Genomic DNA, 23196 nt, shown 5'->3' with positions numbered 1-23196 from the left:
GGGAGTTGGGGGCGGGCGTCGGCTGCCGGACGTACATCCAAGGATGTAGGGGTCCGGCGGGGCCGCCTCAGGGCGGCGCCGGCAACGGTGGGACGGCGGGCGGAGGGGGCGGTTCCGGGGGGCCGCCGTCGGTCCAGCCGGCCCGGTAGGCGAGCACCGCGGCGCTCGTCCTGCTGCTGACGCCCAGTTTGCGCAGGGTGGAGCTGACGTGCTCCTTGACGGTGGCGGGCGTGATGCCGAGCCGTGCGGAGATCGCGGGGTTGGTGAGCCCGGCGGACAGGAGGCGGAGCACCTCCCGCTCCCGCAGGGTCAGCCGGGTGAGCCCCGGATGCTCCCCGGCCACGTCCGGGGGAGGCCGGTGGAGTGCCGCCCGGGCGGCGGGCACGTGGGCGGCGGGGGACGGGAAGACGTGTCCCCCGGACGCCAGGATGCGTAAGCAGGAGAGCAGGACGGGCCCGTCGGCCTGTTCGTCCAGTACGCCCGCGGCGCCCGCGGCGAGGCAGCCGGCGACGTACTCGGTGCCGGGCGCGGAGGTCAGGACGACCACCGGCGGCGGTGCCGGCAGCGAGCGCAGGGTCCGGACGGCGGCGAGCGGGGGCGGGCCGTCCGGCGTGGCGGCCAGCAGCACGAGGTCGGCGTCCGCCGGGGCCGCGGCCGGGGCCGCGTCTTTCCCGCCCGGGTCCGCTGAGCCCGCGTCCGCGTCCGCGTCCGCTAAGCCTCCGTCCGCCTCCGCCTCCGCCTCCGCCGCCGCGGGTCCGGCGGTCCGGTCCGGCCGGGGGATCCGCGGCGGTCCGACGACCGTGATGTCCGGGGCGGTCAGGGCGGCGCGCAGAGCGGCCCGCCCGCCGGCCGTGCCGAGGAGTGCGACGCGGATCACGGTCCCCCTTCCGGACCCCGCCGAATGGGGGGTGTCGAATCCTTCTGAGGTAGGAGATTAGCGAGCGGAGTCCGCTGTCAGGATTGGCTTGAGTTCTACCCGATCCCGGCGGGCACTCACATGACCGGTGAGGCCGCGGGATTCCGGGGGAGGGCCCGGCTACCCGTTTCCGGGCGCTCCGTACTCCGTGCCATCTAGGGGGATGCGATGCATGGAAGAGACGCGGGTCCGGTTCCGGTGGTCGACCGCCACCAGCCGTTCGCGGACCGCGAGTTACACGTCTTCTCGGTGCGGCTGGACCGCCGTGCCGCCGGGGCGAGGGGCCGGTGGTCCGCACTGCGGGCCTTTCTCGGCCAGCTGCTGGACCTGCCGGAGCGGGAGGTACCGCTGCGGCGCGACGCCTACGGGCGGCCGGAGCTGGAGGGCTCATCGGTGGACATCGCCGTGTGCCCGGACGAGCGGCGGCAGTTCGTCGCGCTGGCCGGCGGCTCGTCCGTGGCGGTGAGCGGGCACGGCGTGCCGAGCCTCCTCGAAGAGGAAGCGTTTCTGCCGTTCAACCGCTCGGAACGGCTGTTCGTGGACGAGGCCCCGGAGGAGGAACGCTCCCGCCGGCTGGCCCAGTTGTGGACCCGCAAGGAGGCCTCCCTGCGGCTGTCGGGCCACGGACGGCTGGCCCTGGCGGGCGAGGTGGACGCGCTGATCCAGCACCGCGAGGGCCGGGTGCTGCTGCCGCCGGATTCCGGCGGCGGCGAGTCCGCGGGCCCGCCCGTCGCCTACGTCTACGACGTACCCGCCGAACCCGGGCTGGCGGCCTCGGTGGCGACCTCCTCGGAGATGCGGCGGGTGTTCGTGTGGCAGGTGGGCGACAGACCGCCGGTCACGGCATGACGAGCGCGTGCGGGTCGAAGCCGGTGCGGCCGGGCGGCACGGGCTCGCTGAGCTCCCGCCAGACTTCCACCGCGAAGCGGTAGGCGCCGGTCCGCTCGTAGCGGGCGGCGGCGTCGCGGTAGCGGGCGTCGGCCTCCTCCGCGGCGCCGGCGGCCCGGTGCGCCCTGGCGAGCGCCACGGTGCACCGGGCCTCGTCCAGCGGGGCCGTTCCGTCGAGGCCGGCCTCCGCCTCGCGTGCCTGCTCCAGCGCTCCGGCGGTGTCGCCGCGGTGGAGGGACAGCGCGACGGAGGCCGCGGCGAGCCGGGTCCGCAGGGCGGCGGACCCGAGCAGCGACGCGGTCTGCCGGGCCTGCTCCAGCAGGCTCTCCGCGGCGTCGGCCTCCCCGGCGGAGAGGCGCATCAGGGCCCCGGCCACGGACAGCCGGGCGCTGAGCTGGAGATCGGCGGCGGCGGAAAGCAACTCCGCGGCCCTGTCCAGCAGTTTGACGGCCCCGGGGGTGTCGCCGGCCGCGTACCGGGCACCGGCGCAGGCCCACAGGGCGACGGCCTTCACCTGGCCGTCGGGCAGGGCGGACACGGCGTCGCGCAGTTCCTCGGCGAGACCGGCGGACCGGTGCCAGTCGCCGCTCTCCGCGCAGGCCGACAGCAGGGCGACCCGGGCGCGGACGGTCTCGGCCGGGTCGGCGCCGAGGGACTCCGCCGACCGGACGGCCTCCTCGGCGACGCGCACGCTCTCGGAGAGCTTGCCCGCCAGCCGCAGCGCCTGGGCGGTCTCCACGGAGACCCGGGTGAGCAGCAGCGGGGAGGCCTCGGTGAGCGGGTCGTCCAGCAGCCCGCGGAGGGTTTCCTCGCGTTCCCGCTGCCGGCCGAGGTGGCCGAGGGTGGTGGCCAGGTCCCAGCGGGCCTCCCAGAGCACCTCGTCCGCCTCGGAGTCGCCGGCGCGCTCGATGACGTCGCGGAGCTGGTCGTGCGCCGCCTCCCAGTCGCCCGAGAGCTGTGAGGAGCGGGCGGCGACGAGCCGGCCGACGAGACCGAGGCGGTGCGTGCGCCGCTCCTCGCGGGGCTGGGGCGCGACGAGCTGCTGGAGCGGGACGCCCAGACGCTCGGCGATGACCCGGGCCAGTTTGACGCTGGGGGCCCGGCGGCCGCTCTCGACGAGGGAGATATAGCTGGGTGACATGTTGTCACCGGCGAGGTCCGTCTGTGACAAGCCCTGCGCGCGGCGGATCTCGCGGACCTGCCGCCCGAATTCCGGTTGCTCGACCGTCAAGTTAATCGCTCGCCAAAGGTTGTGTGGACGCCGGGGAAGTAACGAACTATGACAAGGCAGTGTACCGGTCCCGTCCGGACCTGGCCTTTTCATTTCAGTCATAGCCAGTCATGCTAAAGTCACGACTTGTGTCCAACGGAGACGGCGCGCCGCGACGACGGGCGGGGTTGACCGCCCTGCTGACGGCGGTGGCGATCGCCTCCGTGGGCGAGGCCATGATGATCGTGGCCGTCCCGTGGTTCGTGCTGCAGACCACGGGGAGCGTCGCCCGGACCGGAATCGTGGTCGCCGTCGCGTCCGTCGGCGCCGGTGTGGCCGGTTTCGCGGCGGGCCCGCTCATCGACCGGTGGGGGTTCAAGGCCACCACCGTCGTGTCCTATCTCTTCGGCGGTACGGCCGCCGCCGCGATCCCGCTGCTGCACGCCCTGGGGCGGCTGGACTTCACCGTTCTCGTCGCGCTGGTGCTGTTCGCGAGCCTGCTGGACATCCCCGGGGTCACGGCCGTGACCGGGCTGGTGCCCGCGCTGGCGACCGCCGCCCGGATGCCGCTGGAACGGGCCAACGGGCTGCTCACGGCGGTGCGCCAGGTCAGCCAGCTCTGCGGACCGGCGCTCGGCGGCCTGGGGGTGGCCCTGTTGAGCACGGCGGGCGTGCTGCTGATCAACGCGGGCGTGTGCGCCCTCGCCGCGTTGGTGATCACCGCCGGGGTGCCCGCCCCCGCCCGCTCCGCCGCCCCCGCGCCGGGGAAGCCGGCGGGCGGGTACGCGGCCGAACTCCGGGCGGGGCTGCGGACGTTGCGGCGGCACCGGCTGCTGCGCACCCTGACGGCCTCGTCCACCGCCTTCAACGGCCTGGACAGCGGGCTCGCCGGGGTCGTCCTCGTCACCTACGCCTACCAGCACCTGGGCAGCGCCGGCAGCCTCGGCGTCCTGCTGACCGCCTTCGGGCTCGGAACGGCCGCCGGGTCGCTGGCCTTCGCGGCGGCGGGGCACCGGCTGGGCCGCCGCCGGACCTTCCTGGCGGCCGGCTTCGCCGCCGGGGTGCTCATCGCCGGGCTCGCCGCCCTGCCCCCGCTCCCGGTCGGCGCGGCCCTGCTGGCCGTGCTGGGCGCGGTCGCGGCCCCCGTCGCGCCGCTGCGCACCGGCGCGCTGCAACGCGGGATACCCCAGGGGCAGTACGGGCGGGTGGTGGCGGCGATCGACACCGTCGCGCTCTCCGCTGTGCCGCTCGGGGCCACCGCCGCGGTCGCGCTGGTGGGCGGCGTTGGTTTGTCCCATACCGTCCTGGTGATCTCCGGCGCTTATCTGTTAGTTGTGGCGGGATGCTGGGCGGCGCCGGGCCTGCGGGAGATGTGAGGCGCCGGCGACCTGCGGACGCACGCGGCGCGGCACTCAATGACTTCTCTTGACAGATTATGACTCTGCATTGACACTCGTGGTGACCAGCTTCAGCTCGTACCGTGAGGGGGACAGATGACCTCGGCTCCCGTTCAGCCCGCCGGCGACACCTTGACCTGGAGTGTCCCGTACGGCGGGCGTGCGGACGCTCTGCGCAGGGTCCGGGACTTCCTGGCGCGGGAGCCCGGCGGCGTACTGAGCCTGCTCTGCGAGATCTCCACCCACCGGGCCGCCGGATACGAGCTGGAGGCCGCCGTCGCCACCCTCGACGGCGCGCTGGCCGAGGTGGAGCGCTACCGGCCCGGCCACGTCCGGAGCGTGGCGGTCTTCATGCCGTCCAACGTGCTCCTCTACTCCTACGTGCTCTACCTGCTCGTGCCCTCGCTCTACTCCGGCCGCGTCGTCTTCCGGCCGTCGAGCCAGGTGCGCGACCAGGTCGTCCGGCTGCACCGGATGCTGGCCGAGCACCACCGGCTGCCCGTCGACCTCGTCACCGCCAGCCAGCGCGCCTTCGTCCGCGACCACGCCCGGCCGGCGAGCGTGGTCGTCTTCACCGGCGCCTACCGCAACGCCGAGCGCATCCGCGAACAGCTCTCCACCGGGCAGCTGTTCCTTCACCTCGGCGCCGGGGTCAACCCCTTCGTCGTGGCCCCCGGCGCGGACGTCGAACGGGCCGCCGCCGACGCCGTCGAGGTCCGGATGCTCAACGCCGGGCAGGACTGCCTCGGCCCGGACCTCTTCTGCGTCCACGAGGAGCTGCTCCCCGGCTTCCTCGACGAGCTGATCACCCGCCTGAAGGGGCTGCGCTACGGCCCGTACGACGATCCGGCCACCGACTACGGCCCGATCTTCTACGAGGGGGCCCTGGAGGAGGCGGCGCTCTTCCTCGCCCGCAACCGGAGGGACATCGTGCACGGCGGCGTCGTGGACTTCCGCAGCCGCCGCTTCGACCCCGTGGTGGTGAACGGCGAACCGGTGACCCCGCGCACCCACGTCCCCGAGTTCTTCGCCCCCGTCTTCAACGTGGCCGGCTACCGCGAGGAGTCCGCCCTCGCCGCCACCCTCACCACCGGCAGCTTCACCGAACGGGCCCTGGGCGCCAGCGTCTACGGCACCGCGCCCGCCCTGGTGGAGGCGCTGCGCCGGCGCACCACGGTCACCGTGGACACCACCCTGCTGTCCGTCGACGACGGCAACGCCCCCTTCGGCGGCTACGGCCGGCAGGCCAACTACATCAGCGACGGAGAGAACGTCCACGCCGAGCCGGTGCTCATCTCCAAGGCCGTCGCCGACCACCTCCCGGCGGACGCCCGGTGAGCGCCGCCCCGTACACCCATCCCACGGTCTGGGCCGCTGTCGCCGACTTCCTCGAACACCTCGGCACCGACACGGTGTTCGGGCTGCCGGGCGACGACATGGACCTGCTCGGCGCCCTGGAGGACCGCGCGGCCGCCGCCGTGCTCTGCCGCGACCAGCGCAACGCCCTCTACATGGCCACCGGTTACGCCCTCGCCTCCGGCCGCCCCGGAGTGTGCGCGGTCGGCAAGGGCCCGGCCGTCACCCACGCGCTCACCGGACTGCTGGAGGCCCGCTCCGCCGCCGCGCCGCTGATCCTCCTCGCCGGCGGCACCGGCCTGGACCGGCTCGGCACCGGCGCCTTCCAGGAGCTCGACCAGCTCACCGCCGTCCGCCCGTTCACCAAGTGGGCCGTCCGCGTGGACCGTGCCGACCGGCTGCCCGCCGCGCTGGAGAAGGCGGCGGCGGTCGCCGTCAACGGCACGCCCGGCCCCGTCTACGTCGAGATCCCCGAGCAGATCGCCGGGGAGCCGGTGGAGCGGTACGCGCCCTGGCGCCCGGCCGGACCGCAGCGGCTCGCCCCGGACGCCGGGGCGCTGCGCGCCGCCGCCGAGCGCATCGCCGCCGCGGAGCGCCCGCTGCTCCTCGTCGGCGGCGGGGCCCGGCACCGCAACGCGGGCCGCGCCGTCGAACGGCTGGCGGAGCTGATGGGCGCCGGCGTCTTCACCACCGCCTCCGGGCGCGGTGTGTTCTCCGAGGAGCACCCCCTGTTCTGCGGGGTGTCCGGCCTCTACACCACCGGGCCCGCCGCGGAGCTGTGGCGGGAGACCGACCTGGTGGTCGCCCTCGGCAGCAGGCTGGAGGAGACCGCGACCTTCGGCTGGCCGGAGGCACCGCACCCGGAGGTGATCCAGGTCGTCGCCGGTGAGGAGGACGTGGTCACCGGCCGCCCCGGGCTCCACGTGCTGGGCGATGTGTTCCGCGCGGTCCAGGGCTGGGCCGGGCTGCTCGCCTTCCGGCCGTCCCGGGCGGGCTGGACGGGCCGGGTGGAGCGGGCCCGTGCCGAACAGGCGTCTGAGGCGGCCCGGTTGGCCGCCGAGGCGGAGCGGGCCGCCGCGGCCGCCGGCACCCCGTCGGTCGCCGGAGTGCTCGCCGCGCTCCGCGAGGCCGTACCGGAGGACTGCGTGCTCGTGCAGGAGAACGGCCTGCAGGACATGTGGTCGTACCACCACCCGCACTGGTCCTGCGGCGCGCGCGGCGGCTCCGTCGTGCCCAGCGAACAGACCCCGCTGGGCTTCGGCGCCGCCGCGGCCCTCGGCGTGCGACTGGCCCTGCCGGACCGGCCGGTGGTGGCCGTCACGGGCGACGGCGCGTTCAACGTCTTCCGCACCGAACTGCCCACCCTCGCCGACGCGGGGGCGCCCGTCCTCTACGTCGTCCTGGACAACGGCGGCTACGGCTGGCTCCAGACCAACCTCGACCGGGTGTCCGGTCCCTCCTCCCGTTTCGCCTTCACCCGGGACCGTCCCACCGGCAACGAGGAGCTCGCCGCGGCCCTCGGCCTCGGGCACGCGCGGGCCGACCGGCCCGGGGAGCTGGCGGGCGCCGTGCGGAAGGCCTGGGAGCACTGCGCGTCCGGCCGCCCGGCGGTCCTGGAGGTGCGGGTCCGGCTCGGCGACGTACCGCCCGGGATGGACGAGGGGCTCGCGGGCGACTTCCCCGCCCGGGACGCCTGAGCCGCGCACGGGACCGGGGGCGCCGCGCGCCGGCGCCCCGCCGCGCGTCCCGCGGCCGATGGCAGCGACGGCCGACCCAACCCACGAGAAGAGAGATGACGCATGTCCGTGGTGCTGTTCTTCCCCGGGCTCACCCCGACCCGGTACGACGCCATCGAACGCTTCGTGACCACCCAGGAGCACGCCAAGCGGCGCTTCGCCGAGGCCGACGAGGTCCTCGGCTACCCGCTGCTCGAGGCCTACCGCGACGCCTCCATCTACGAGTGGGAGGTCTTCGAGTGCGGCTTCATGGCCCTCGCGCTGGCCCTCGCCGACTGGGCGGAGGAACGGTACGGCACCGCCCCGGAGCTGTGCGGCGGCCAGAGCTACGGCGAGGTGATGGCGGCCGTCTGGGCCGGCACCCTCAGCTATCCCGACGCGCTGCGCCTGATGTCCCGCAGCGTGGTGGTGGAGCAGGACTGGTTCGGCTCCCTCGACGAGCCCCTGGGCTGCCACTTCTTCTACCGGCTGCCGCAGGAGACGGTGGAGCGGCTGGTGGCGGAGTTCCGCGCCGGGGGCGACTGGATGGAACTGTCGGTCGCCTTCGACGCCTCGGTGCACGCGGTGTCCGCCTCCCTGCGGACCCTGGAGCGCTTCGAACAGCGGGTGCGGGAGGAGGGCGGCTTCCCCTTCTACACGGTGAACCGGGCCGAGCACTGCTCCGCCGTCGCCGGGCTGCGGGAGCGGCTGGACCGGGAGGTGTACGGGACCGTGGAGTGGCGGACCGCCCGGATCCCCGTCATCTCCGACGTCGACGGGCGGACGCTGCGGGACGGCGAGGAGATCCGGCGCGACCTGCTCGACGGCTGGACCACGCCCGTGCACTGGAGCACGGTGCTGCGCGGCATCCGCGCGGCGGGCGGCGAGCAGGTCTGGATCCCGGGGCCGCGGAACATGTACGCCCGGATCACCGCCCGGGAGTTCCCGACCGAGGTGATCACTCCGCGGAGGGCGCTCGGCTCCTGACCTTTCCGGGACGAGACGGGGACGGGACGGGGACGGGGACGGGGGCACAACGACGGAGACGGACGGGGCGGGGCCCCGGGGAGCCCGGTGGCTTCCCCGGGGCCCCGCGGCCGTTCGTACGGGCGCCGGACCCGGTGTACGGAGCCGGAGTGCCGGACGCCGCGCCGCGGCCGTGGCCCGGGAAGGAGATGACCCACGACGAAGCCGGCCGGTCCCGCGGAAGCGCGGTGCCGGCCGGCGGAGTGGGCGGAACGGGCGGGGCGGCCCGGTGGAACGCGATCCACCGGGCCGCCACCCGCCGTCTCAGGTGAGCTGCTTCTCGACGCGGCCCACCACGTCGGAGACCAGGCGCAGTTCGCGCAGCTCCTCCTCGGGCAGCTTGACGCCGAACCGCTCCTCGGTGGCCACGATGATCTCCACCATGGCGAGGGAGTCGACGTCCAGTTCCTCCACGAAGGACTTCTCCTCGGAGACCTCGGAGGGCTCGACGTCGGCGACCTCGTTCAGGATCTCGGCGAGACCGGCGACGATTTCTTCACGCGTCATGGGATGACCTTCTTTCGGTGAGTTCGGCCGTTACGGGCCTCGGCGGATCGGCGGATCGCGGATCAGGGGGACGGGGGAGGGGAGTGGGGGCGCCTGCGGAGGGCGGCGGAAGGAGGAACCGGCGCGCCGGTTCCCCAGCGGTCCCGGGGCTCAGGCGGCCCCGGCGGTCCCGTCTTCGCCTTCGTCCCCGTCCGCGGCCGGCTCCCGGAAGGAGATCGCGATCAGGTGATCGGCGAACTCCCGCTCCAGGCCGATGAGATGGATCTGGCGGCGCAGGCTGTGGACGCTGAGGTCCGTCATGGTCGGATCACCGCCGGTGCGGTCCTCCGGGCGGTCGCCGTGGTCGATGCCGAGGGCGATCGGCGCGCTCAGCTCCAGCATTTCGCGGATGTCGTCGCCGTAGCCCTCCTTCACCCCCTGGCGGAGCGCGTGGAGCCCGAAGCTGACATGCCGTGACTCGTCCCGGCACATGGCGGTGAAGCCGGCCTTGACTCCGGGCAGCGCCTTCGTCCCGTGGAGCTGGTTGAGGATGGCGCGCTGCCCGACGAGGGCGAGCACGCCCTCGGTGATGAGGTGGAACAGGGTCACGGCGCGCAGCCAGCGGCGGTAGTCCGAGGGGTGCTCCTGGAGCTCCTTGACGACCTCGGCCTCGATGGTGCTGAGCTCGCGGTGCGAGGGCGTGACCATGTTCCACGCCTGGACGAGCATCCGCCTGGGGTCGGGGTCCAGGCCGAGCAGCTCCTCGCCGAAGCGCAGCATCAGCTGGGTGTGGCGGGTCTCGTCGGCGATCTGGGTGCCGAGGTAGAGGTGGTCCACCTCCTCCGGGGCTCCGGTGAGGATGGGTCCGAGGAGGTCCAGCCCGGTGTACTCGCCCGTGATGAAGGTGGCGATCTGGTCGGTGAGGGCCTGCCGGGCGGCGGGGGAGATCTCCTTCTCGAAGGCCTCCCGGTCCCGCTCCAGCCCGATGGCCTGCGCCGACCACTGCTGCCGCTCCCAGCGTTCGTAGAGCGCCTGCGGCTTGGGGCGTCCGGCGGTGACGAGATCCGCGTGCCGCAGCACCTGGTCGACAGGGAGGTCCGGCATCTCGGCGAGTGACGCCTCGTCGAGCAGCAGCGTGCTCCAGCGGGTCATCCCGGCTCCTTGACTCGATGGTGAATCGCCTGCGCATGACTGGCAGTGCGGCCTTCAGTGAACAGGAACGGTTGTGTTTCGTCAATGAGGAGTCACATTTGTTGACAGTGGCGTGATGGCCGTGTCAATGTTCAGCCGTGCCGGGCAGCCGGCGGCCGATCGAGGCATTCGAGGAAGGGGACAGGCGTGACCGTGACACCGCTCCGACGCGAGGCGCCCGGACGGCGCGTCGTCGTGACCGGTACCGGAGTCGTCTCCCCGATCGGTCTGACGACCGGCGAGTTCTGGGAGTCCCTCACCGCCGGCCGCAGCGGCGTCCGGGTCATCACCCGGTACCCCGAGGACGAGCTGCCGACCCGCTTCGCCGGGGAGGTCACCGGCTTTGACCCCCGCGCCCACATGCCCAACAGGGTCGCCCGGCGCCTCGACCGCTTCGCCCAGTTCGCCCTGGCCGCCGCCCAGGAGGCCATGGCCGAGGCCAAGCTGGAGATCGACGAGGAGCTCGCGCCCCGGACGGCCGTCCTGGTCGGCAGCGGGTACGGAGCCGGGCACTTCACCCGGACCGCGGTCCTGGAACTGCGCGACCGCGGCCGCCGCAGGATGAACGCCTACTTCGCCTCGGCCGGCTCCTCGGACAGCGCCGCGGTCGAGATCGCCAACCGGTTCGGTGCCCGCGGGCCGTCCGGCGCGGTGGTCGCGGCCTGCGCGACGGGCGCCGTCTGCATCGGCGACGCCATGCGGCTGATCCGGGACGGCTACGCCGACGTAGTGCTGGCCGGCGGCTCCGACGACGCGGTGAACCCCCTCGACCTGGCGGTCTCCGCCAACGTCGGCGCCCTCTCCCGGCGCGCCGACCACCCGCAACTCGCCAGCCGCCCCTTCGACAAGGCCCGCGACGGCTTCGTCATGGGGGCCGGCGCCGGCATCGTCGTCCTGGAGTCCGCCGAGCACGCGGAACGGCGCGGGGCGGCCGTGCTGGCCGAACTGGCCGGCTACGGAGCCACCACGGACGCGTACCACGCCACCCATCCGCACCCGGAGGGGCTGGCTGTCAAGCAGGCCCTGGTGGACGCCCTCGACGACGCGGGGGTGGAGCCCGGCGAGGTGGACTACATCTGCGCCCACGGCACCAGCACCCCGCTCAACGACCGGATCGAGAGCGAGGCGATCCGCGGGGTCTTCGGCGAGCACGCCCCCCGCATCCCGATCAGCTCGGTCAAGTCCATGACCGGGCACATGATCGGGGCCGCCGGAGCGGTCGAACTGATCGCCTCGATGCTGGCCGTCCGCACCGGGATCCTCCCGCCGACCGTCAACTGTGACGACCCGCTGGACCCGGAACTCGACTACGTACCGCACACCGCGCGGAGGCAGCCGACGCGCGTGGCGGTGAGCAACTCCTTCGGATTCGGCGGGCACAACGCGGTCCTCGTGGTCCGCGCCCACCCGGAGGACGGACAGAACGCACAGGCCGCACAGGCCGCGGGAGGGAAGCGATGAAGGGCAGGCGCGTCACCCTGGTCAGGCCCACCGAGGCCGACTACGAACTGATCGCCGAATGGCTCGGACCGGCCTCCCCGGCCGCCGTGCTGACCGGGGACACCGGCGAGTTCGTCACCCCCGAGGACCTCAAGCGCTACAACGACTCCGGCGAGATACGGCAGTTCGCGGTCCGCACGCTCGACGGCACGACCGTCGGCACCGTCAACTACCGCCGCCAGGGCCCGGCCGGCAACTACGTCATCGGCGGCGCGATCGGCGACCCGTCGATGTGGCAGCGCGGACTCGGCGCCGAGGCGTTCGACCTGCTGATCGACCACCTCTTCCACGCCTGCAACGCGCGCCGGATGCAGTTCACCACCGCCCTCTACAACAAGTCCGTGCTGCGCATGGTCACCCGGGCCGGCTTCGTCCTGGAGGGCATCCTGCGCGAGTACCAGTACCTCGACGGGCGCTACCACCACGCCGCCGTCTGGTCGCTGCTGCGCCACGAGTACTACGACTCCCTGGACGAGCAGGCCCGCCGGACCCCCGGGTTCACCCGGCCCGACGCCATCCCCGAGTCCGCGAAGGCCGAGGCGCTCGCCGTGCTCTGCGACCACCTGCGCCGGCCGCAGGCCGAGACCTCCATCAAGATCCTGCTGGAGGACGCGGAGGCGGAGGCGGCCGCCCGGACGGCCGCCCGGACAGCCGGTGCCGCCGCGGCCGCGGCCGCGCTCACCGGCGCCGTCTCCGACGCGGTCTCCGGTGCCGCCCCGGCCCCCGCCGCGCCCGCCCACGCCGCCCCGGCCCCCGCCGCTCCGGCCGTCAACGGGGAGTCCCTGCGATGACGACCACGCGCCCGCAGCCCGAGGCGTACTGCCAGGCCGACCCGGTCTTCTACGACACCGGCAGCCGCCACACCGCGCACGACACCTCCGTCTTCCCGCTGACCGACGCCCCCGCCCCGGCGGGCTGGCGGCGCGGCGAGCGGGACGTCTGGGTGGTCCACACCCCCGATGGCCACCGGATGCCCGCCCAGGGCTGGAAGATCCACATCTCCGGGCGTCCCGACAACGCCCAGCGGATCATCGAGACCGCCTGGGACTACTGCACCGGCCGCGGTGTGCCGTTCAAGTTCCTGCGCAGCCGCGACGTCGTCACCGCCCACGGCGTCAAGTACGCGCCGCGCTCCGCCAGCGGCAAGCTCGTCACCCTCTACCCCGACGGAGAGGAGCAGCTCCGGCACGCGCTGGAGGAGCTGTCCGAGCGGCTGGCCGGGGTGTCCGGGCCGTACATCCTCACCGATCTGCGCTGGGGCGACGGGCCGCTGCACGTGCGGTACGGGGCCTTCGTCAGCCGGTACTGCACCGGCCCGGACGGCGCCCCGGTGCCCGCGGTCGAGCGGCCGGACGGAGTGCTGGTGCCCGACGACCGGCGGCCGGTGTTCACCGTGCCGGACTGGGTCGAGCCGCCCGCGTTCCTCGCCCCGCACCTTCAGGCGCGGCGGACGGCCGGCGCGGGGGACGACTTCCCGTACACCGTCGAGCGCGCCCTGCACTTCTCCAACGGCGGCGGCGTCTACCTCGCCCGGCACCGCGACGGCCGGCCGGCCGTGCTGAAGGAGGCCCGCCCGCACGCCGGTCTCGACGGCCGGGGCCGGGACGCCGTGGAGCGGCTGGAGCGCGAACGCACCGCCCTGGAGCGCCTGGCCGGCATCCCCGGCATCCCGGAGCTCTACGGCCACCACCGGGTCTGGGAGCACCACTTCCTCGCCGTGGAGCACTTACCCGGCGACACCCTGCACGGCTGGCTCGCCCGGCACTACCCGCTGACCAAGGCCGCACCCACCGCCGCCGACCTGCGGGCGCACGTGGAACGGGCGCGGGCCGTCGCCGAGCGGATCGAGGCCCTCGTCACCGCCGTCCACGAACGCGGCATGGTCTTCGGGGACCTGCACCCCGGCAACATCCTGGTCGACGAGAGCGACGACGGACTCCGGGTCTCCCTGGTCGACTTCGAACTGACCGTTCCCGCCGCCGAGGCGCGGCGCCTCGGCCTGGCCAACCCCGGCTTTTCCGGCTCCGGCCTGACCGGCTACGCCCTCGACCGCCACGCGCTCGCCGCGCTGCGGCTCTGGCTGCTCTTCCCGCTCACCGCGCTCTCCGAGCTGGACCCGGCCCGCGCCGCCCGCTACGCCGACGCGGCCGAGCGCGCCTTCCCCCTCGAACCGGGCGAACTCGACGCCGTGCGGCGCGAACTCGCCCCGTCGGCGGACGCCCTGGCCCGGGTGCCGGCCGCGCTGCGCGAGCCCTCGCCGGTCCGGCTGGACGGGGACGCGCCCGACTGGCCCGCCGTGCGCAAGTCGATGGCCGAGGCGATCCTGCTCAGCGCCACCCCCGAGCGCCGGGACCGGCTCTTCCCCGGCGACGTGCGCCAGTTCCACACCAACGGCCTCAACATCGCCTACGGAGCCGCGGGCGTCCTCTGGGCCCTGCACACCACGGGCGGCGGCCGCTGGTCCGAGTACGAGGACTGGCTCGCGGAGGCAGCCCGCCGGGACGACTCCCTGGGCCCCGGCTTCTACGACGGCGCGCACGGCATCGCCCACGTCCTCGACACCCTGGGGCGGACCGAGGACGCGCTGCGGCTGCTGGACCGGAGCCGGGAGGCGCCCGGCGCCGTCCGCGAGGTGAGCCTCTACCGGGGCCTGTCGGGCATCGGTCTCAACCTGCTGCACTTCGCCGCCCGCACGGGCACCGCCGCCCACCGCGACGGGGCCCTGGCCGTGGCCGCCCGGCTCGCCGGGGCCGTCGACGCCGGCACGGCCCCCGGCATCAGCGCCGGACCGGGCCGGGGCAGCCGGGCGGGGCTGCTGCACGGCTGGTCCGGGCCCGCCCTCTTCTTCCTCCGCCTCCACCAGGACACCGGCGACCCGGCCTGGCTCGGCCTCGCCGTGCGGGCCGTGCACCGGGACCTGGCACTGTGCCGCGCATCCGAGGACGGCTCCCTCCAGGTGGACGGCGGCTTCCGTCTGCTGCCGTACCTGGACGTCGGCAGCGCGGGCATCGCCCTGGTCGCGGCCGAGATCCTCGAACACCGCGCCGACGCGGAGCTGGAGGAGGCCCTGCCGGCCCTCGTCCGGGCGGCGGAGCCGGAGTTCACCATCGAGCCGCACCTCTTCAGCGGCCGCGCCGGGCTCCTCGCCACCCTCGCGGCGCTCCGCGCCCGGCGGGCGGGCGGCGGGAGCGGCGCGAGCGGCGACAGCGGCGCCGACGCGACCGGCCGCGCCGTGGAGCGCCATCTGGCCCGGCTCCACTGGCACGCCCTGTCCTACCGCGGGCAGATCGCCTTCCCCGGTGAGCAGCTGCGCCGGCTGTCGATGGACCTGGCCACCGGTAACGCCGGTGTGCTGCTCGCGCTCGGCGCGGCGCTGGACGGCCGCCCGGACTTCCTGCCCTTCCTGGCGGGACCGGCGGCGGCCGACGGCGCACCGCGCCCCACAGACCCCGGACGGACCTGAGCCGTCCGGTGCCCGTAACCCCCGAGCCGTGGAGAGGAGGAATCACCATGTCGATCGTTCTCGACCTGCAGGGCCTTGAGGTCCCCGCCGAGGAGGCTGCCGTTCCGGGCAGCACCATCAGCAACAACTGCTGAATCCGGCGGAGCTTCCGGCCGCCGCCCGGCCCCTGGTGACGGGTCGATGCCCCTGAACCGCCGGGCCCCGGGCCACCGCCGGCGCCCCCGTGTCCGCGCGCGAGTTTTCCGGAGAGGAGGAATCACCATGTCGATCGTTCTCGACCTGCAGGGCCTTGAGGTCCCCGCCGAGGAGGCTGCCCTTCCGGGCAGCACCATCAGCAACAACTGCTGAGGCTCCTTCAGGCCCGGCCGGCACCGGGGGTTCCCGGTCCCGGGGCGATGCCCCGGACCACCGCACCCCGGAGCCGGCCGGCGCCCGTGCGGCATCCGTGCCGCAGCCGCCCGTGCCGTGTTCCGAGGAGGAACCGTGCCGATCGTTCTCGATCTGCAGGGCCTTGAGGTCCCGGCCGAGGAGGCCGCCCTTGTGGGCAGCACCATCAGCGCCTACTGCTGAGGCTCCCGAGGCCGGCCGGCGCCGGGTCCCGGACCCGGTGCCGGGTCCGCATCACCGTCCAGTCCGTGTCATGTTCCGAGGAGGAACCGTGTCGATCGTTCTCGACCTGCAGGCCCTTGAGGTCCCGGCCGAAGAGGCCGCCCTGCCCAGCAGCACCATCAGCAACAGCTGCTGAACCACCGGCGTCCGCCGGTCCCGTTCCGGCTCCGGTCACCGGGTGCCCACACCCCCCCGGTGGCCGGAGGGCGCGCCCGCGGCGCGCCGGCCGGTGCGCCGGCTCCGCCGGGTGCGGGCCCGCTCCTCCGGGCCCGCACCCGGCGGTTCGCGCTCGTCCGGCCGGAACCACCGGCCCGTACACCGAGACAGGGCCCGCACACCGCAACAGGGAGGAAGGAGCCGGGATGAGCGGTCTGCTCCACGGCAAGAACCTGGTCGTCACCGGGGTCATCACCGAGAGTTCCATCGCCTGGGCCGTCGCCCGGCTGGCGCAGGAGCAGGGGGCCCGCGTCGTCCTGACCGCCTACGGCCGGCCCACCCTCGTCGCCCGGCTCGCCCGGCGGCTGCCGGACCCGCCGCCCGTGGTGGAGCTCGACGTCACCGACGAAGAGCAACTGGCCGGATTGGCAAATCAGTTGAGCGGCCACCTGGACCGTGTCGACGGCATCCTGCACTCCGTCGCCCACGCGCCCGCGAGCTGCCTCGACGGCGGCTTCCTGGACGCCCCGTGGCCCGATGTGGCCTCGGCCCTCCACACCTCCGCCTACTCCCTGAAGGCGCTGACCGTCGCCTGCCGGCCGCTGCTGGCCCCCGGCTCGTCCGTCGTCGGCCTCGACTTCGACGCCTCGCGGGTCTGGCCCGGCTACGACTGGATGGGCGTCGCCAAGGCCGGGCTGGAGTCCTGCGCCCGCTACCTCGCCCGCGATCTGGGCCCGGAGGGGGTGCGGGTGAACCTGGTCGCCGCGGGCCCGCTGAACACCCTGGCGGCGCGCGGCATCGGGGGCGACGGCGAGGGCTTCGCGAAGGAGTGGGGCCGGCGGGCGCCCCTGGGCTGGGACGCGGGGGACGCGGAGCCGGTGGCGCGGGCCTGTCTCGCGCTGCTGTCCGACTGGTTCCCGGCGACCACCGGGGAGATCGTCCATGTGGACGGCGGTACGCACATGCTGGGCGCCTGACCGTCCGACCGCCCGGCCATCGGCCGTTCCGGGCCCCCTCCGCCGGCCGCTCCGGCCCATGGCAGGGGGGCGCCCCGGCCCGGTGCCCCGGCGCGAGGTCCGCCCCGGAAAGTTCAACTGCCCATTCCCAGCCCGCCGTCCACGGGGATCACCGCGCCGGTGACGTAGCCCGCCGTCTCGTCCGCCAGCCAGGTCACGGCCGAGGCCACATCGGCCGGGGTGCCGATACGCGGCACCGGGTTGCGGGCGACGACCTCCTCCCGGTGGCGCTCCGGCAGTCCGCTGGTCATCTCGGTGTCGATGAAACCGGGGGCGACGGTGTTGACGGTGATCCCGCGGCGCCCCGTCTCGCGGGCGAGCGAACGCGCGAGACCGACCAGACCGGCCTTCGAGGCCGCGTAGTTGGCCTGGCCCGCGTTCCCGGAGAGGCCCACCTCCGAGCCGATGAAGACGATCCGGCCCCAGCGGGCCCGCAGCATCGCCGGCACGGCCCGGCGCGCGCAGCGGTAGGCACCGACCAGATTGGTGTCGATGACGCGGCCGAACCGCTCCTCCGTCATCAGGGCGAAGGGGGTGTCCCAGGTGATCCCGGCGTTGGCGACGAGGATGCCCACCGGCCCGAGGTCGCGCTCGACGGCCGTGAACGCCTCCTCCACCTCCCCGGGCGAGGTGACGTCGCAGCGGACCCCGTACAACCCCTCCGGGGCGCGGCCCCGGTGGGTGACCGCGACCCGGTGGCCGGCCGCGGCCAGGGACTCCGCTATCGCCAGGCCGATGCCCCGGTTGCCGCCGGTCACGAGGGCGGTACGCGGCTGACTCATGGCAATCCCATCTCCCGGACATCGGCACCTTCGTGACTCCACTATAACTAATATTGACTCAGGTTGACTTGGCTCGTTCACGCACACCCCTGGAGGAACACATGGCCGGACCGGAAGCCCGGGGGCCCCGCCTCGCCGGCGCGGAGGGCGTACTGGAGGGACCGGCGCTCGACCGGCGGATACTCGCCGCGGCACGGGCGCTGGAGGAGCACGGCGTCCGGCCCGGCGACCGGGTGCTGATCCAGGGCGACAACTCCCTCGCCTACGTGGTGGCGCTGCTCGCCCTGACCCACCTCGGCACGAGCGTGGTGCCGGTGGACCACGGGCAGTCCGCGGCCGGCACCCGCGCCGCCGCCGGACAGGCCCGCGCCCGGTGGCTGCTGTGCCGCGCCCTGCCCGCCGACCCGCCCCCCGGCACCCGCGCCCTGCGCTACCCGGGCCTCGGCGAGGGCCTGGAGCCCTTGCCCGGACGGCCGGACCCCGGCGCCTGGTTCGCCCGGCCGGACGCCGTCGTGCTGTGGTCCTCCGGCACCACCGGCCGGCCCAAGGGCATCGTCAAGTCCGGCGTCGCCGTGCGCGACAACACCGAACGCACCATCGCCGGCATGGGCTACCGCTCCGGCGACGTCCTCGCCCCGCTGCTGCCCTTCTCCCACCAGTACGGGCTCTCCGTGATCCTGCTGTGGTGGCTCACCGGCAGCACCCTGGTCGTCACCCCGTACCAGCGGCTGGACCGGGCCGTCGCCCTGGCCGCGGCGCACGGGGTGACCGCCGTGGACGCGGCCCCGTCCACCTACCACGCCCTGCTCGGCCTGCTGCGCCGCCGCCCCGCGGCCCGCTCCGGCCTGGACGGCGTACGGATCTGGGGGGTGGGTGGCGCCCCGCTGGACAAGCCGCTCGCCGAGTCCTTCCGCGCGGCCCTCGGGCGGCCGCTCCTCGACGGCTACGGCCTCTCCGAGCTCGGCAACGTCGCCCTGGCCACCCCGGGCCGCCCGGTCGGCTGCGGGCGTCCGCTGCCCGGCGTCCGGGTGCGCGTCACGGTGCCCGGCGGCCGCCTGGCCGCCCCCGGAGAGCCGGGCGAGATCGAGGTGCTCTCGCCCGGCCTGATGGCCGGATACCTCACCGCCGACGGCGAGTTGACCCCGGTGGACCGGACGGCCTGGTACCGCACCGGCGACCTGGGCCGCCTCGACGAGGACGGCCATCTGCACGTCACGGGCCGTCACCAGGCCGTGCACCGGCTCGGCCACACCCTCTTCCCGGAGAGCCTGGAACGGAAGGCGGAGAGCTGCGGCCGGCAGGTCAAGGTGGTCGCCGTACGCGACCCCCGGCGCGGACACGCCCTGCACTTCTTCGTCGCCGACCCGGAGGCCGGCGCCTCGCTGGACTGGCGCCGGCGGATGGCCCCGCACCTCGCCGAGTTCGAACAGCCCAACGCCGTCCACGTCGTGGAGCGGTTCCCGGTCAACCCCAACGGCAAGGTGGACACCGCCGCCCTGCGCGAGCTGATCGGCACCGGCTGAACGGCCGGTACACGCGGTGCGACCCCGGGTGCCCGAGCACCCGGGGCCGCGTCATGAGCCGCGTCACGGGGCCGCGTCGTGCGCCCGGTCCGTCAGGTACGGCGCAGGACCAGCGAGGCGTTGTTGCCGCCGAAGCCGAAGCTGTTGACGACCGCCGCCGCCATCCCCGGCACGGGCAGCGCGCTTTGGGGCAGGACCACCCGGCGCGTCTCCTCCGGCGCGGCCAGGCCCGGGGTCGGCGGCACCACCCCGGTGCGCAGCGCCATCGCGGCGGCGGCCACCGCGGGCACCCCCGAGATGTGCAGCAGATGCCCGACCGCCCCCTTGTGCGAGCTGACCGGCACGGCTTCCGCGCCCGTCCGGCCGCTGACCTCCTCGATCGCCCGCAGCTCCGCCGCGTCGCCCTGCGGGGTGCCGGTGGCGTGCGCGTGCACGTAGTCGGCCCGCTCCACCCCCGCGTCGTCCAGCGCGTCGCGCAGGCAGCCGGCGACCACGTCCGCGTCCGAGGCGACGGCCTTGCCCGCCGAGACCCGGCACGCGGCCCCGGCCACCACGGTGTCCGGCTCCAGGCCCCGGGCGCGGGCCGTGCTGCCGTGCTCCAGGACGATGGCACCGCCACCCTCGCCCAGGGAGATCCCCGCCCGCCCGGTGTCGAACGGCCGTGCCGCCGTCCGGTCGATGGCCCGGACGACGGCCATGCTGGCGTATTCGTAGCGGTTGAGCGCCGTCCCGCCCGCCACCACGACGGTCGTCGCCGCCCCGGACCGCAGCGCGTCCCGGCCCAGACTGATCGCGAAGACCGTCGAGGCGCAGGCCTGGGTGAGGTGGACGGAGTGCTCCCCGGCCAGCACCCCGGCCGGCGCGGGGCCCATGAACTCGGCCAGCTCCTCGCGGAGCCCGCCGTCCCCGCGCAGCGGCGACTGTCCGACCATAACCACCAGCGAGCGCGCGGGCAGCGCGTCCAGCCCCGCGGCCCGCAGGGCGTCCTCGGCGGCGGCCAGCGTGTACGCCTGCTTGCGCGCGGGCCCGTCGACCGGGAAGCCGGAGATCTCACCGACGGCCTCGCCGTGGTAGCAGTCCGCCGCGAAGCGCCGCGCGGGCGCCAGCGCGGACCGGCCCTCGACGAGCCCGCGCCAGAACGCGCCGGTGCCCCGGCCGAAGGCCGTGAGCAGCCCGATCCCGCTGATGACGATGTCGTCAGACATGGGCCCACTGCCTTTCGGTGGAGGACAGGGCGGTCAGCAGCGCCGAGGAGGTGGGGAGGGTGTCCGGGGGCAGGGCGGGCGGTGAGCCGGCGCCCCAGACGGCGGCGACCGCGAGGCAGCCGGGCGCCAGCGGATCGGCACCGGGCAGCACGGCCGGCTCGCAGATCACGGCCGCCGGATGGTCGGCCGTGGCGGCCAGCCGCAGCACGGACTGGGCCGGTACCCCCGCCAGCAGGTAGCAGTTGCCCCGGTGCCCGGCGGCCGTCAGATACGGCCGTACCAGCTCCGAGGTCTCCGGCCGCACGGAGTCCGAGGGGCGCAGCCGCCGCTCCCGGTCGTGGCAGCGCTCGACGAGCCGGCGCGCCGCGAAGACGCTGTAGTCGTCACAGAGCACATACAGCGGCGCGGTGGAGCGCAGCGGTTCCGGCAGTGCGGAGAAGGCCGCCTCCAGCACGGCCGACACCGCCTCGCCGGCGGTCCGCCGCAGCCCGGGCGCCCCGGCGAGCAGGGATTCCCCCGTCGCCCTCGACGCGGTGGCCAGCGCTTCCTGGTCAGTGGAAGCCAGCGCCACCAGTGCCGGTATGTCTCCCGTTCGATGTATCCGGGCCGCCATCAAGTCCCCCTTGCTCGCCCAAGATAGTCATACTGTTTCACGCCATCTTGAGTGCAGAGTCATGCGGTGTCAAAGGTTCCGGTCAGCGGCCGGGAAATCCACCGCGGACCGGTCCCCCGGGGCTGGCGGGGGCGGCGCCGGGGCGCGGGCCGGCGGGGGGAAGCCGTGAGCGCACGCGGGGGTTCGTGCGCTCACGGCCGTCAAGGGGCGGGGACGAGGCCGAGCCGGTGGGCGGCGATCGCGGCGGTCACCCGGTTGCGCGCGCCGAGCTTCCGGCGCAGCGCGCTCACATGGTCCTTGACCGTGCCGGTGCCGAGGTCGAGGCAGGCGGCGATCTCGGCGTTGGACAGCCCCGTGGCCACCAGCGCCAGCACCTCCCGCTCACGGCACGTCAGTTGTCCGGCCGCCGCCGGCAGGCCCGGCGCCGCGCCGGGAGCCGCCGCGCCCGATCCCAGGTACGCGTCGATGACGGCGCCGCGGACCGCCGGGGCCAGCACCGTGCCGCCCGCCGCCAGCACGCGCACCGCGTCGATGAGCGTGGCCGGGGCGATGTTGCGGAACAGCAGGCCCGCCGCGCCCTCCCGCAGCGCGTGGACCATCCGCTCGCCCGCGTCGGGCGGCGTGAGCAGGGCGACGGCCGGCGGATCGGGCAGGGCGCGCACCGCACGCAGCACGGCCGTTCCGTCACCCCCGGCCCCGCCCGTGCCCAGCAGCAGGACATCGGGCGCGGTACCGGCCACGGTGGCGGCCGCCCGCCGGCCGTCGTCCTCGCCCACCACCCGTATGCCGTCGGTGGACTGCAGGACCCGCCGCAGCGCCGTTCTGACCAAGGACTCGCCGTCGACCACCACGACGCGTATCACGTTCCGCCCTTCGTGACGCCCGGCCCGCCCGGGGCGCGGGGTGCGGGACCCGGGGGGCCCGGTCGTTCTCGGGGGCCGCGGCGGACCGCGGCGGGTCTCAGTGGTCCTTGACCGCGCGGGAGCCGGTGACGGACTGGTAGAGGCCGAGGAGCAGCAGCCCTCCGCCCACGAACATCAGCACCACACCCACCTTGGTGAGGGTGAACACCGGGATCTCCACGTCCCCGGTGAACAGCCACAGGGCCAGACCCACCACGAACGTGATGGCGCCCTCGATCAGGTTCTTCATGGATGAAGCCATCGTTGACCGCTCTCCTCCGGTTTGACTGTCTGTGACATCCGGCGTCTGTCTCCAGACTAGGAGCGGTGAAGGCGGGGATCGTCCGCCCGCCGGAGGAGTCCGGCTACATCGTTCGATGCAGCGGGCGGCCGGCCCGGCGACGGCCGGGGGTCCGGCTGCTCAGCGCTCCCCGCCCGGCACCCACAGCACGTCGCCGACCTCCTTGTTGGCCACCCGGGCCAGGATGAACAGCAGGTCGGACAGGCGGTTGAGGTAGGTCGCCGTCAGCGCGTTCATGATCTGCCCGTGCACCTCGAGCGCCGCCCACGTGGAGCGCTCGGCCCGCCGCACCACCGTGGTCGCCTGGTGCAGCAGCGCCGCCCCGGGCGTACCGCCGGGCAGGATGAAGCTGCGCAGCTTCTCCAGCTGCTCCAGGAAGCGGTCGCAGTCCGCCTCCAGTTTGTCGATGTAGCTCTGCTCCACCCGCAGCGGCGGGTACTTCGGGTTCTCGGCCACCGGGGTCGCGAGGTCCGCGCCCACGTCGAAGAGGTCGTTCTGGACCCGGACCAGGACCTTGACGACCTCCTCCGGCAGCGAGCCCAGGGCGATGGCCGTGCCGATCACGGCGTTGGCCTCATTGGTGTCGGCGTAGGCGGAGATCCGCAGATCGGTCTTCGCGGTGCGGCTCATGTCGCCGAGGGCGGTGGTGCCGTCGTCGCCGGTACGGGTGTAGATACGGGTGAGGTTGACCATGGCCCGAGCCTAGCCACGCCCTCCGGCGGCACCGGTGTGCCGGGCGGGTGCGGCCGGTCACACCCCGGCCGGTCCGGTCCGGGAGCGGAGGTGTGAAGTCCGTCATGTGAGACGTGATGCGCGTCTCTTGGTCTTTCGACGGGGACCCGGCGGCCGCTAGGGTCCGGCGTGGGAGATGTCGCGGCTCCCGCCGGCGACCGTGCCGGCACGGACCGGCACAGTGCGAGGAGGCGGGCAAGTGACAGGGA

The 23196-nt window shown here is 74.6% G+C and carries 24 protein-coding genes; 14 read left to right on the top strand and 10 right to left on the bottom strand.

The features are described from left to right. Positions 1-67: 67 nt before the first annotated feature. Positions 68-877 (bottom strand): response regulator transcription factor, encoded by an 810-nt coding sequence (locus IF83_RS33260; RefSeq protein ID WP_051722951.1) that lies wholly within the window; start codon positions 875-877, stop codon positions 68-70. Positions 878-1084: 207 nt separating this feature from the next. Here IF83_RS33260 and IF83_RS0119260 point away from each other — a divergent pair, with 207 nt between their 5' ends. Then, a complete protein-coding gene (locus IF83_RS0119260; protein WP_158711069.1) occupies positions 1085-1765 on the top strand; it encodes a 4'-phosphopantetheinyl transferase family protein in 681 nt (226 codons plus the stop codon). On the opposite strand, the gene IF83_RS0119255 is transcribed toward IF83_RS0119260, so the two are convergent. Next, positions 1755-3128: a helix-turn-helix domain-containing protein gene (locus tag IF83_RS0119255; RefSeq protein WP_078843622.1), complete on the bottom strand. Its 1374-nt coding sequence runs from the start codon at positions 3126-3128 to the stop codon at positions 1755-1757. The genes IF83_RS0119260 and IF83_RS0119255 overlap by 11 nt on opposite strands. A gap of 35 nt (positions 3129-3163) precedes the next feature. On the opposite strand from IF83_RS0119255, the gene IF83_RS0119250 reads away from it, so the two are divergent. From IF83_RS0119250 to IF83_RS0119230, 4 genes are all read left to right on the top strand, one after another. Next, positions 3164-4390, top strand: coding sequence for an MFS transporter (locus IF83_RS0119250; protein WP_158711068.1), 1227 nt, complete (start codon positions 3164-3166; stop codon positions 4388-4390). Positions 4391-4507: 117 nt separating this feature from the next. Further along, positions 4508-5749, top strand: a complete 1242-nt coding sequence (locus IF83_RS0119245) for an aldehyde dehydrogenase family protein (RefSeq protein WP_051722949.1) — start codon at positions 4508-4510, stop codon at positions 5747-5749. After that, entirely contained in the window at positions 5746-7464 is a 1719-nt protein-coding gene (locus IF83_RS0119240; RefSeq protein ID WP_030545751.1) for a thiamine pyrophosphate-binding protein, read from the top strand. The genes IF83_RS0119245 and IF83_RS0119240 overlap by 4 nt, the downstream gene beginning before the upstream one ends. Positions 7465-7566: 102 nt before the next feature. Further along, positions 7567-8469 carry a hypothetical protein gene (locus IF83_RS0119230; RefSeq protein ID WP_030545749.1) on the top strand — a complete coding sequence of 301 codons (903 nt, stop codon included), beginning with the start codon at positions 7567-7569 and terminating at the stop codon, positions 8467-8469. Between the two features lie 303 nt (positions 8470-8772). Here the strand turns inward: IF83_RS0119230 and IF83_RS0119220 are convergent, their stop codons facing one another. Both IF83_RS0119220 and IF83_RS0119215 read right to left on the bottom strand, forming a co-directional pair. Then, complete coding sequence (locus tag IF83_RS0119220) at positions 8773-9015, bottom strand: acyl carrier protein (protein ID WP_037680528.1); 243 nt, start codon at positions 9013-9015, stop codon at positions 8773-8775. A gap of 150 nt (positions 9016-9165) precedes the next feature. Then, the gene (locus tag IF83_RS0119215; protein ID WP_051722947.1) at positions 9166-10146 is read right to left on the bottom strand and encodes a ribonucleotide-diphosphate reductase subunit beta; all 981 of its coding nucleotides are present in this window, start codon (positions 10144-10146) and stop codon (positions 9166-9168) included. Positions 10147-10332: 186 nt separating this feature from the next. Between IF83_RS0119215 and fabF the strand changes: the two genes are divergently transcribed. From fabF to fabI, 8 genes are all read left to right on the top strand, one after another. Next, positions 10333-11646, top strand: coding sequence for a beta-ketoacyl-ACP synthase II (gene fabF / locus IF83_RS0119210; RefSeq protein ID WP_208605913.1), 1314 nt, complete (start codon positions 10333-10335; stop codon positions 11644-11646). Then, positions 11643-12476, top strand: a complete 834-nt coding sequence (locus tag IF83_RS31280) for a GNAT family N-acetyltransferase (RefSeq protein WP_051722945.1) — start codon at positions 11643-11645, stop codon at positions 12474-12476. Before fabF ends, IF83_RS31280 begins: the two co-directional genes overlap by 4 nt. Further along, complete coding sequence (gene lanKC / locus IF83_RS0119200; protein WP_051722943.1) at positions 12473-15148, top strand: class III lanthionine synthetase LanKC; 2676 nt, start codon at positions 12473-12475, stop codon at positions 15146-15148. The genes IF83_RS31280 and lanKC overlap by 4 nt, the downstream gene beginning before the upstream one ends. Before the next feature lie 8 nt (positions 15149-15156). Then, positions 15157-15282, top strand: a complete 126-nt coding sequence (locus tag IF83_RS34340) for a class III lanthipeptide (protein WP_208605912.1) — start codon at positions 15157-15159, stop codon at positions 15280-15282. 46 nt (positions 15283-15328) lie between these two features. Further along, complete coding sequence (locus tag IF83_RS35575; protein WP_208605911.1) at positions 15329-15496, top strand: class III lanthipeptide; 168 nt, start codon at positions 15329-15331, stop codon at positions 15494-15496. A gap of 117 nt (positions 15497-15613) precedes the next feature. Continuing rightward, positions 15614-15718: a class III lanthipeptide gene (locus tag IF83_RS34330; RefSeq protein WP_208605910.1), complete on the top strand. Its 105-nt coding sequence runs from the start codon at positions 15614-15616 to the stop codon at positions 15716-15718. Positions 15719-15788: 70 nt separating this feature from the next. Continuing rightward, positions 15789-15893, top strand: a complete 105-nt coding sequence (locus tag IF83_RS34325) for a class III lanthipeptide (RefSeq protein WP_192883569.1) — start codon at positions 15789-15791, stop codon at positions 15891-15893. A gap of 226 nt (positions 15894-16119) precedes the next feature. Beyond that, positions 16120-16890 (top strand): enoyl-ACP reductase FabI, encoded by a 771-nt coding sequence (gene fabI / locus IF83_RS0119175; RefSeq protein ID WP_030545737.1) that lies wholly within the window; start codon positions 16120-16122, stop codon positions 16888-16890. A 113-nt stretch (positions 16891-17003) separates the two neighbouring features. Here fabI and fabG read toward each other — a convergent pair whose 3' ends face one another. Continuing rightward, entirely contained in the window at positions 17004-17711 is a 708-nt protein-coding gene (gene fabG, locus IF83_RS0119170; protein ID WP_030545735.1) for a 3-oxoacyl-ACP reductase FabG, read from the bottom strand. A gap of 101 nt (positions 17712-17812) precedes the next feature. On the opposite strand from fabG, the gene IF83_RS0119165 reads away from it, so the two are divergent. Next, on the top strand, positions 17813-19234 hold the full coding sequence (locus IF83_RS0119165; protein ID WP_107046818.1) for a class I adenylate-forming enzyme family protein: 1422 nt from the start codon (positions 17813-17815) through the stop codon (positions 19232-19234). A gap of 92 nt (positions 19235-19326) precedes the next feature. On the opposite strand, the gene IF83_RS0119160 is transcribed toward IF83_RS0119165, so the two are convergent. The 5 genes from IF83_RS0119160 to IF83_RS0119140 form a co-directional block, all read right to left on the bottom strand. Next, positions 19327-20439, bottom strand: a complete 1113-nt coding sequence (locus tag IF83_RS0119160; protein ID WP_030545731.1) for a beta-ketoacyl synthase N-terminal-like domain-containing protein — start codon at positions 20437-20439, stop codon at positions 19327-19329. After that, positions 20432-21010 carry a hypothetical protein gene (locus tag IF83_RS31275; RefSeq protein ID WP_051722942.1) on the bottom strand — a complete coding sequence of 193 codons (579 nt, stop codon included), beginning with the start codon at positions 21008-21010 and terminating at the stop codon, positions 20432-20434. Before IF83_RS31275 ends, IF83_RS0119160 begins: the two co-directional genes overlap by 8 nt. A 242-nt stretch (positions 21011-21252) precedes the next feature. After that, entirely contained in the window at positions 21253-21915 is a 663-nt protein-coding gene (locus IF83_RS0119150) for a LuxR C-terminal-related transcriptional regulator (protein ID WP_030545728.1), read from the bottom strand. A gap of 97 nt (positions 21916-22012) precedes the next feature. Further along, positions 22013-22216 carry a DUF5708 family protein gene (locus IF83_RS0119145; protein WP_030545727.1) on the bottom strand — a complete coding sequence of 68 codons (204 nt, stop codon included), beginning with the start codon at positions 22214-22216 and terminating at the stop codon, positions 22013-22015. 159 nt (positions 22217-22375) lie between these two features. Next, on the bottom strand, positions 22376-22948 hold the full coding sequence (locus IF83_RS0119140) for a cob(I)yrinic acid a,c-diamide adenosyltransferase (RefSeq protein WP_030545726.1): 573 nt from the start codon (positions 22946-22948) through the stop codon (positions 22376-22378). Between the last annotated feature and the right edge of the window lie 248 nt (positions 22949-23196).

Origin of the sequence: Streptomyces albus subsp. albus, assembly GCF_000719865.1 — a bacterium.
GTDB lineage: Bacteria > Actinomycetota > Actinomycetes > Streptomycetales > Streptomycetaceae > Streptomyces > Streptomyces albus_E.
This window is presented reverse-complemented; position numbering and strand designations above follow the sequence as displayed.

Coding starts and splice junctions, on each gene's coding strand:
- IF83_RS34325 (WP_192883569.1), top strand. CDS start 15,789: ATGTTCCGAGGAGGAACCGTGTCGATCGTTCTCGACCTGCAGGCCCTT.
- IF83_RS0119255 (WP_078843622.1), bottom strand. CDS start 3,128: ATGAAAAGGCCAGGTCCGGACGGGACCGGTACACTGCCTTGTCATAGT.
- IF83_RS0119230 (WP_030545749.1), top strand. CDS start 7,567: ATGTCCGTGGTGCTGTTCTTCCCCGGGCTCACCCCGACCCGGTACGAC.
- IF83_RS0119260 (WP_158711069.1), top strand. CDS start 1,085: ATGCATGGAAGAGACGCGGGTCCGGTTCCGGTGGTCGACCGCCACCAG.
- IF83_RS0119140 (WP_030545726.1), bottom strand. CDS start 22,948: ATGGTCAACCTCACCCGTATCTACACCCGTACCGGCGACGACGGCACC.
- IF83_RS31280 (WP_051722945.1), top strand. CDS start 11,643: ATGAAGGGCAGGCGCGTCACCCTGGTCAGGCCCACCGAGGCCGACTAC.
- fabI (WP_030545737.1), top strand. CDS start 16,120: ATGAGCGGTCTGCTCCACGGCAAGAACCTGGTCGTCACCGGGGTCATC.
- IF83_RS0119165 (WP_107046818.1), top strand. CDS start 17,813: ATGGCCGGACCGGAAGCCCGGGGGCCCCGCCTCGCCGGCGCGGAGGGC.
- IF83_RS0119145 (WP_030545727.1), bottom strand. CDS start 22,216: ATGGCTTCATCCATGAAGAACCTGATCGAGGGCGCCATCACGTTCGTG.
- IF83_RS0119220 (WP_037680528.1), bottom strand. CDS start 9,015: ATGACGCGTGAAGAAATCGTCGCCGGTCTCGCCGAGATCCTGAACGAG.
- IF83_RS35575 (WP_208605911.1), top strand. CDS start 15,329: ATGCCCCTGAACCGCCGGGCCCCGGGCCACCGCCGGCGCCCCCGTGTC.
- IF83_RS0119245 (WP_051722949.1), top strand. CDS start 4,508: ATGACCTCGGCTCCCGTTCAGCCCGCCGGCGACACCTTGACCTGGAGT.
- fabG (WP_030545735.1), bottom strand. CDS start 17,711: ATGAGTCAGCCGCGTACCGCCCTCGTGACCGGCGGCAACCGGGGCATC.
- lanKC (WP_051722943.1), top strand. CDS start 12,473: ATGACGACCACGCGCCCGCAGCCCGAGGCGTACTGCCAGGCCGACCCG.
- IF83_RS0119215 (WP_051722947.1), bottom strand. CDS start 10,146: ATGACCCGCTGGAGCACGCTGCTGCTCGACGAGGCGTCACTCGCCGAG.
- IF83_RS0119160 (WP_030545731.1), bottom strand. CDS start 20,439: ATGTCTGACGACATCGTCATCAGCGGGATCGGGCTGCTCACGGCCTTC.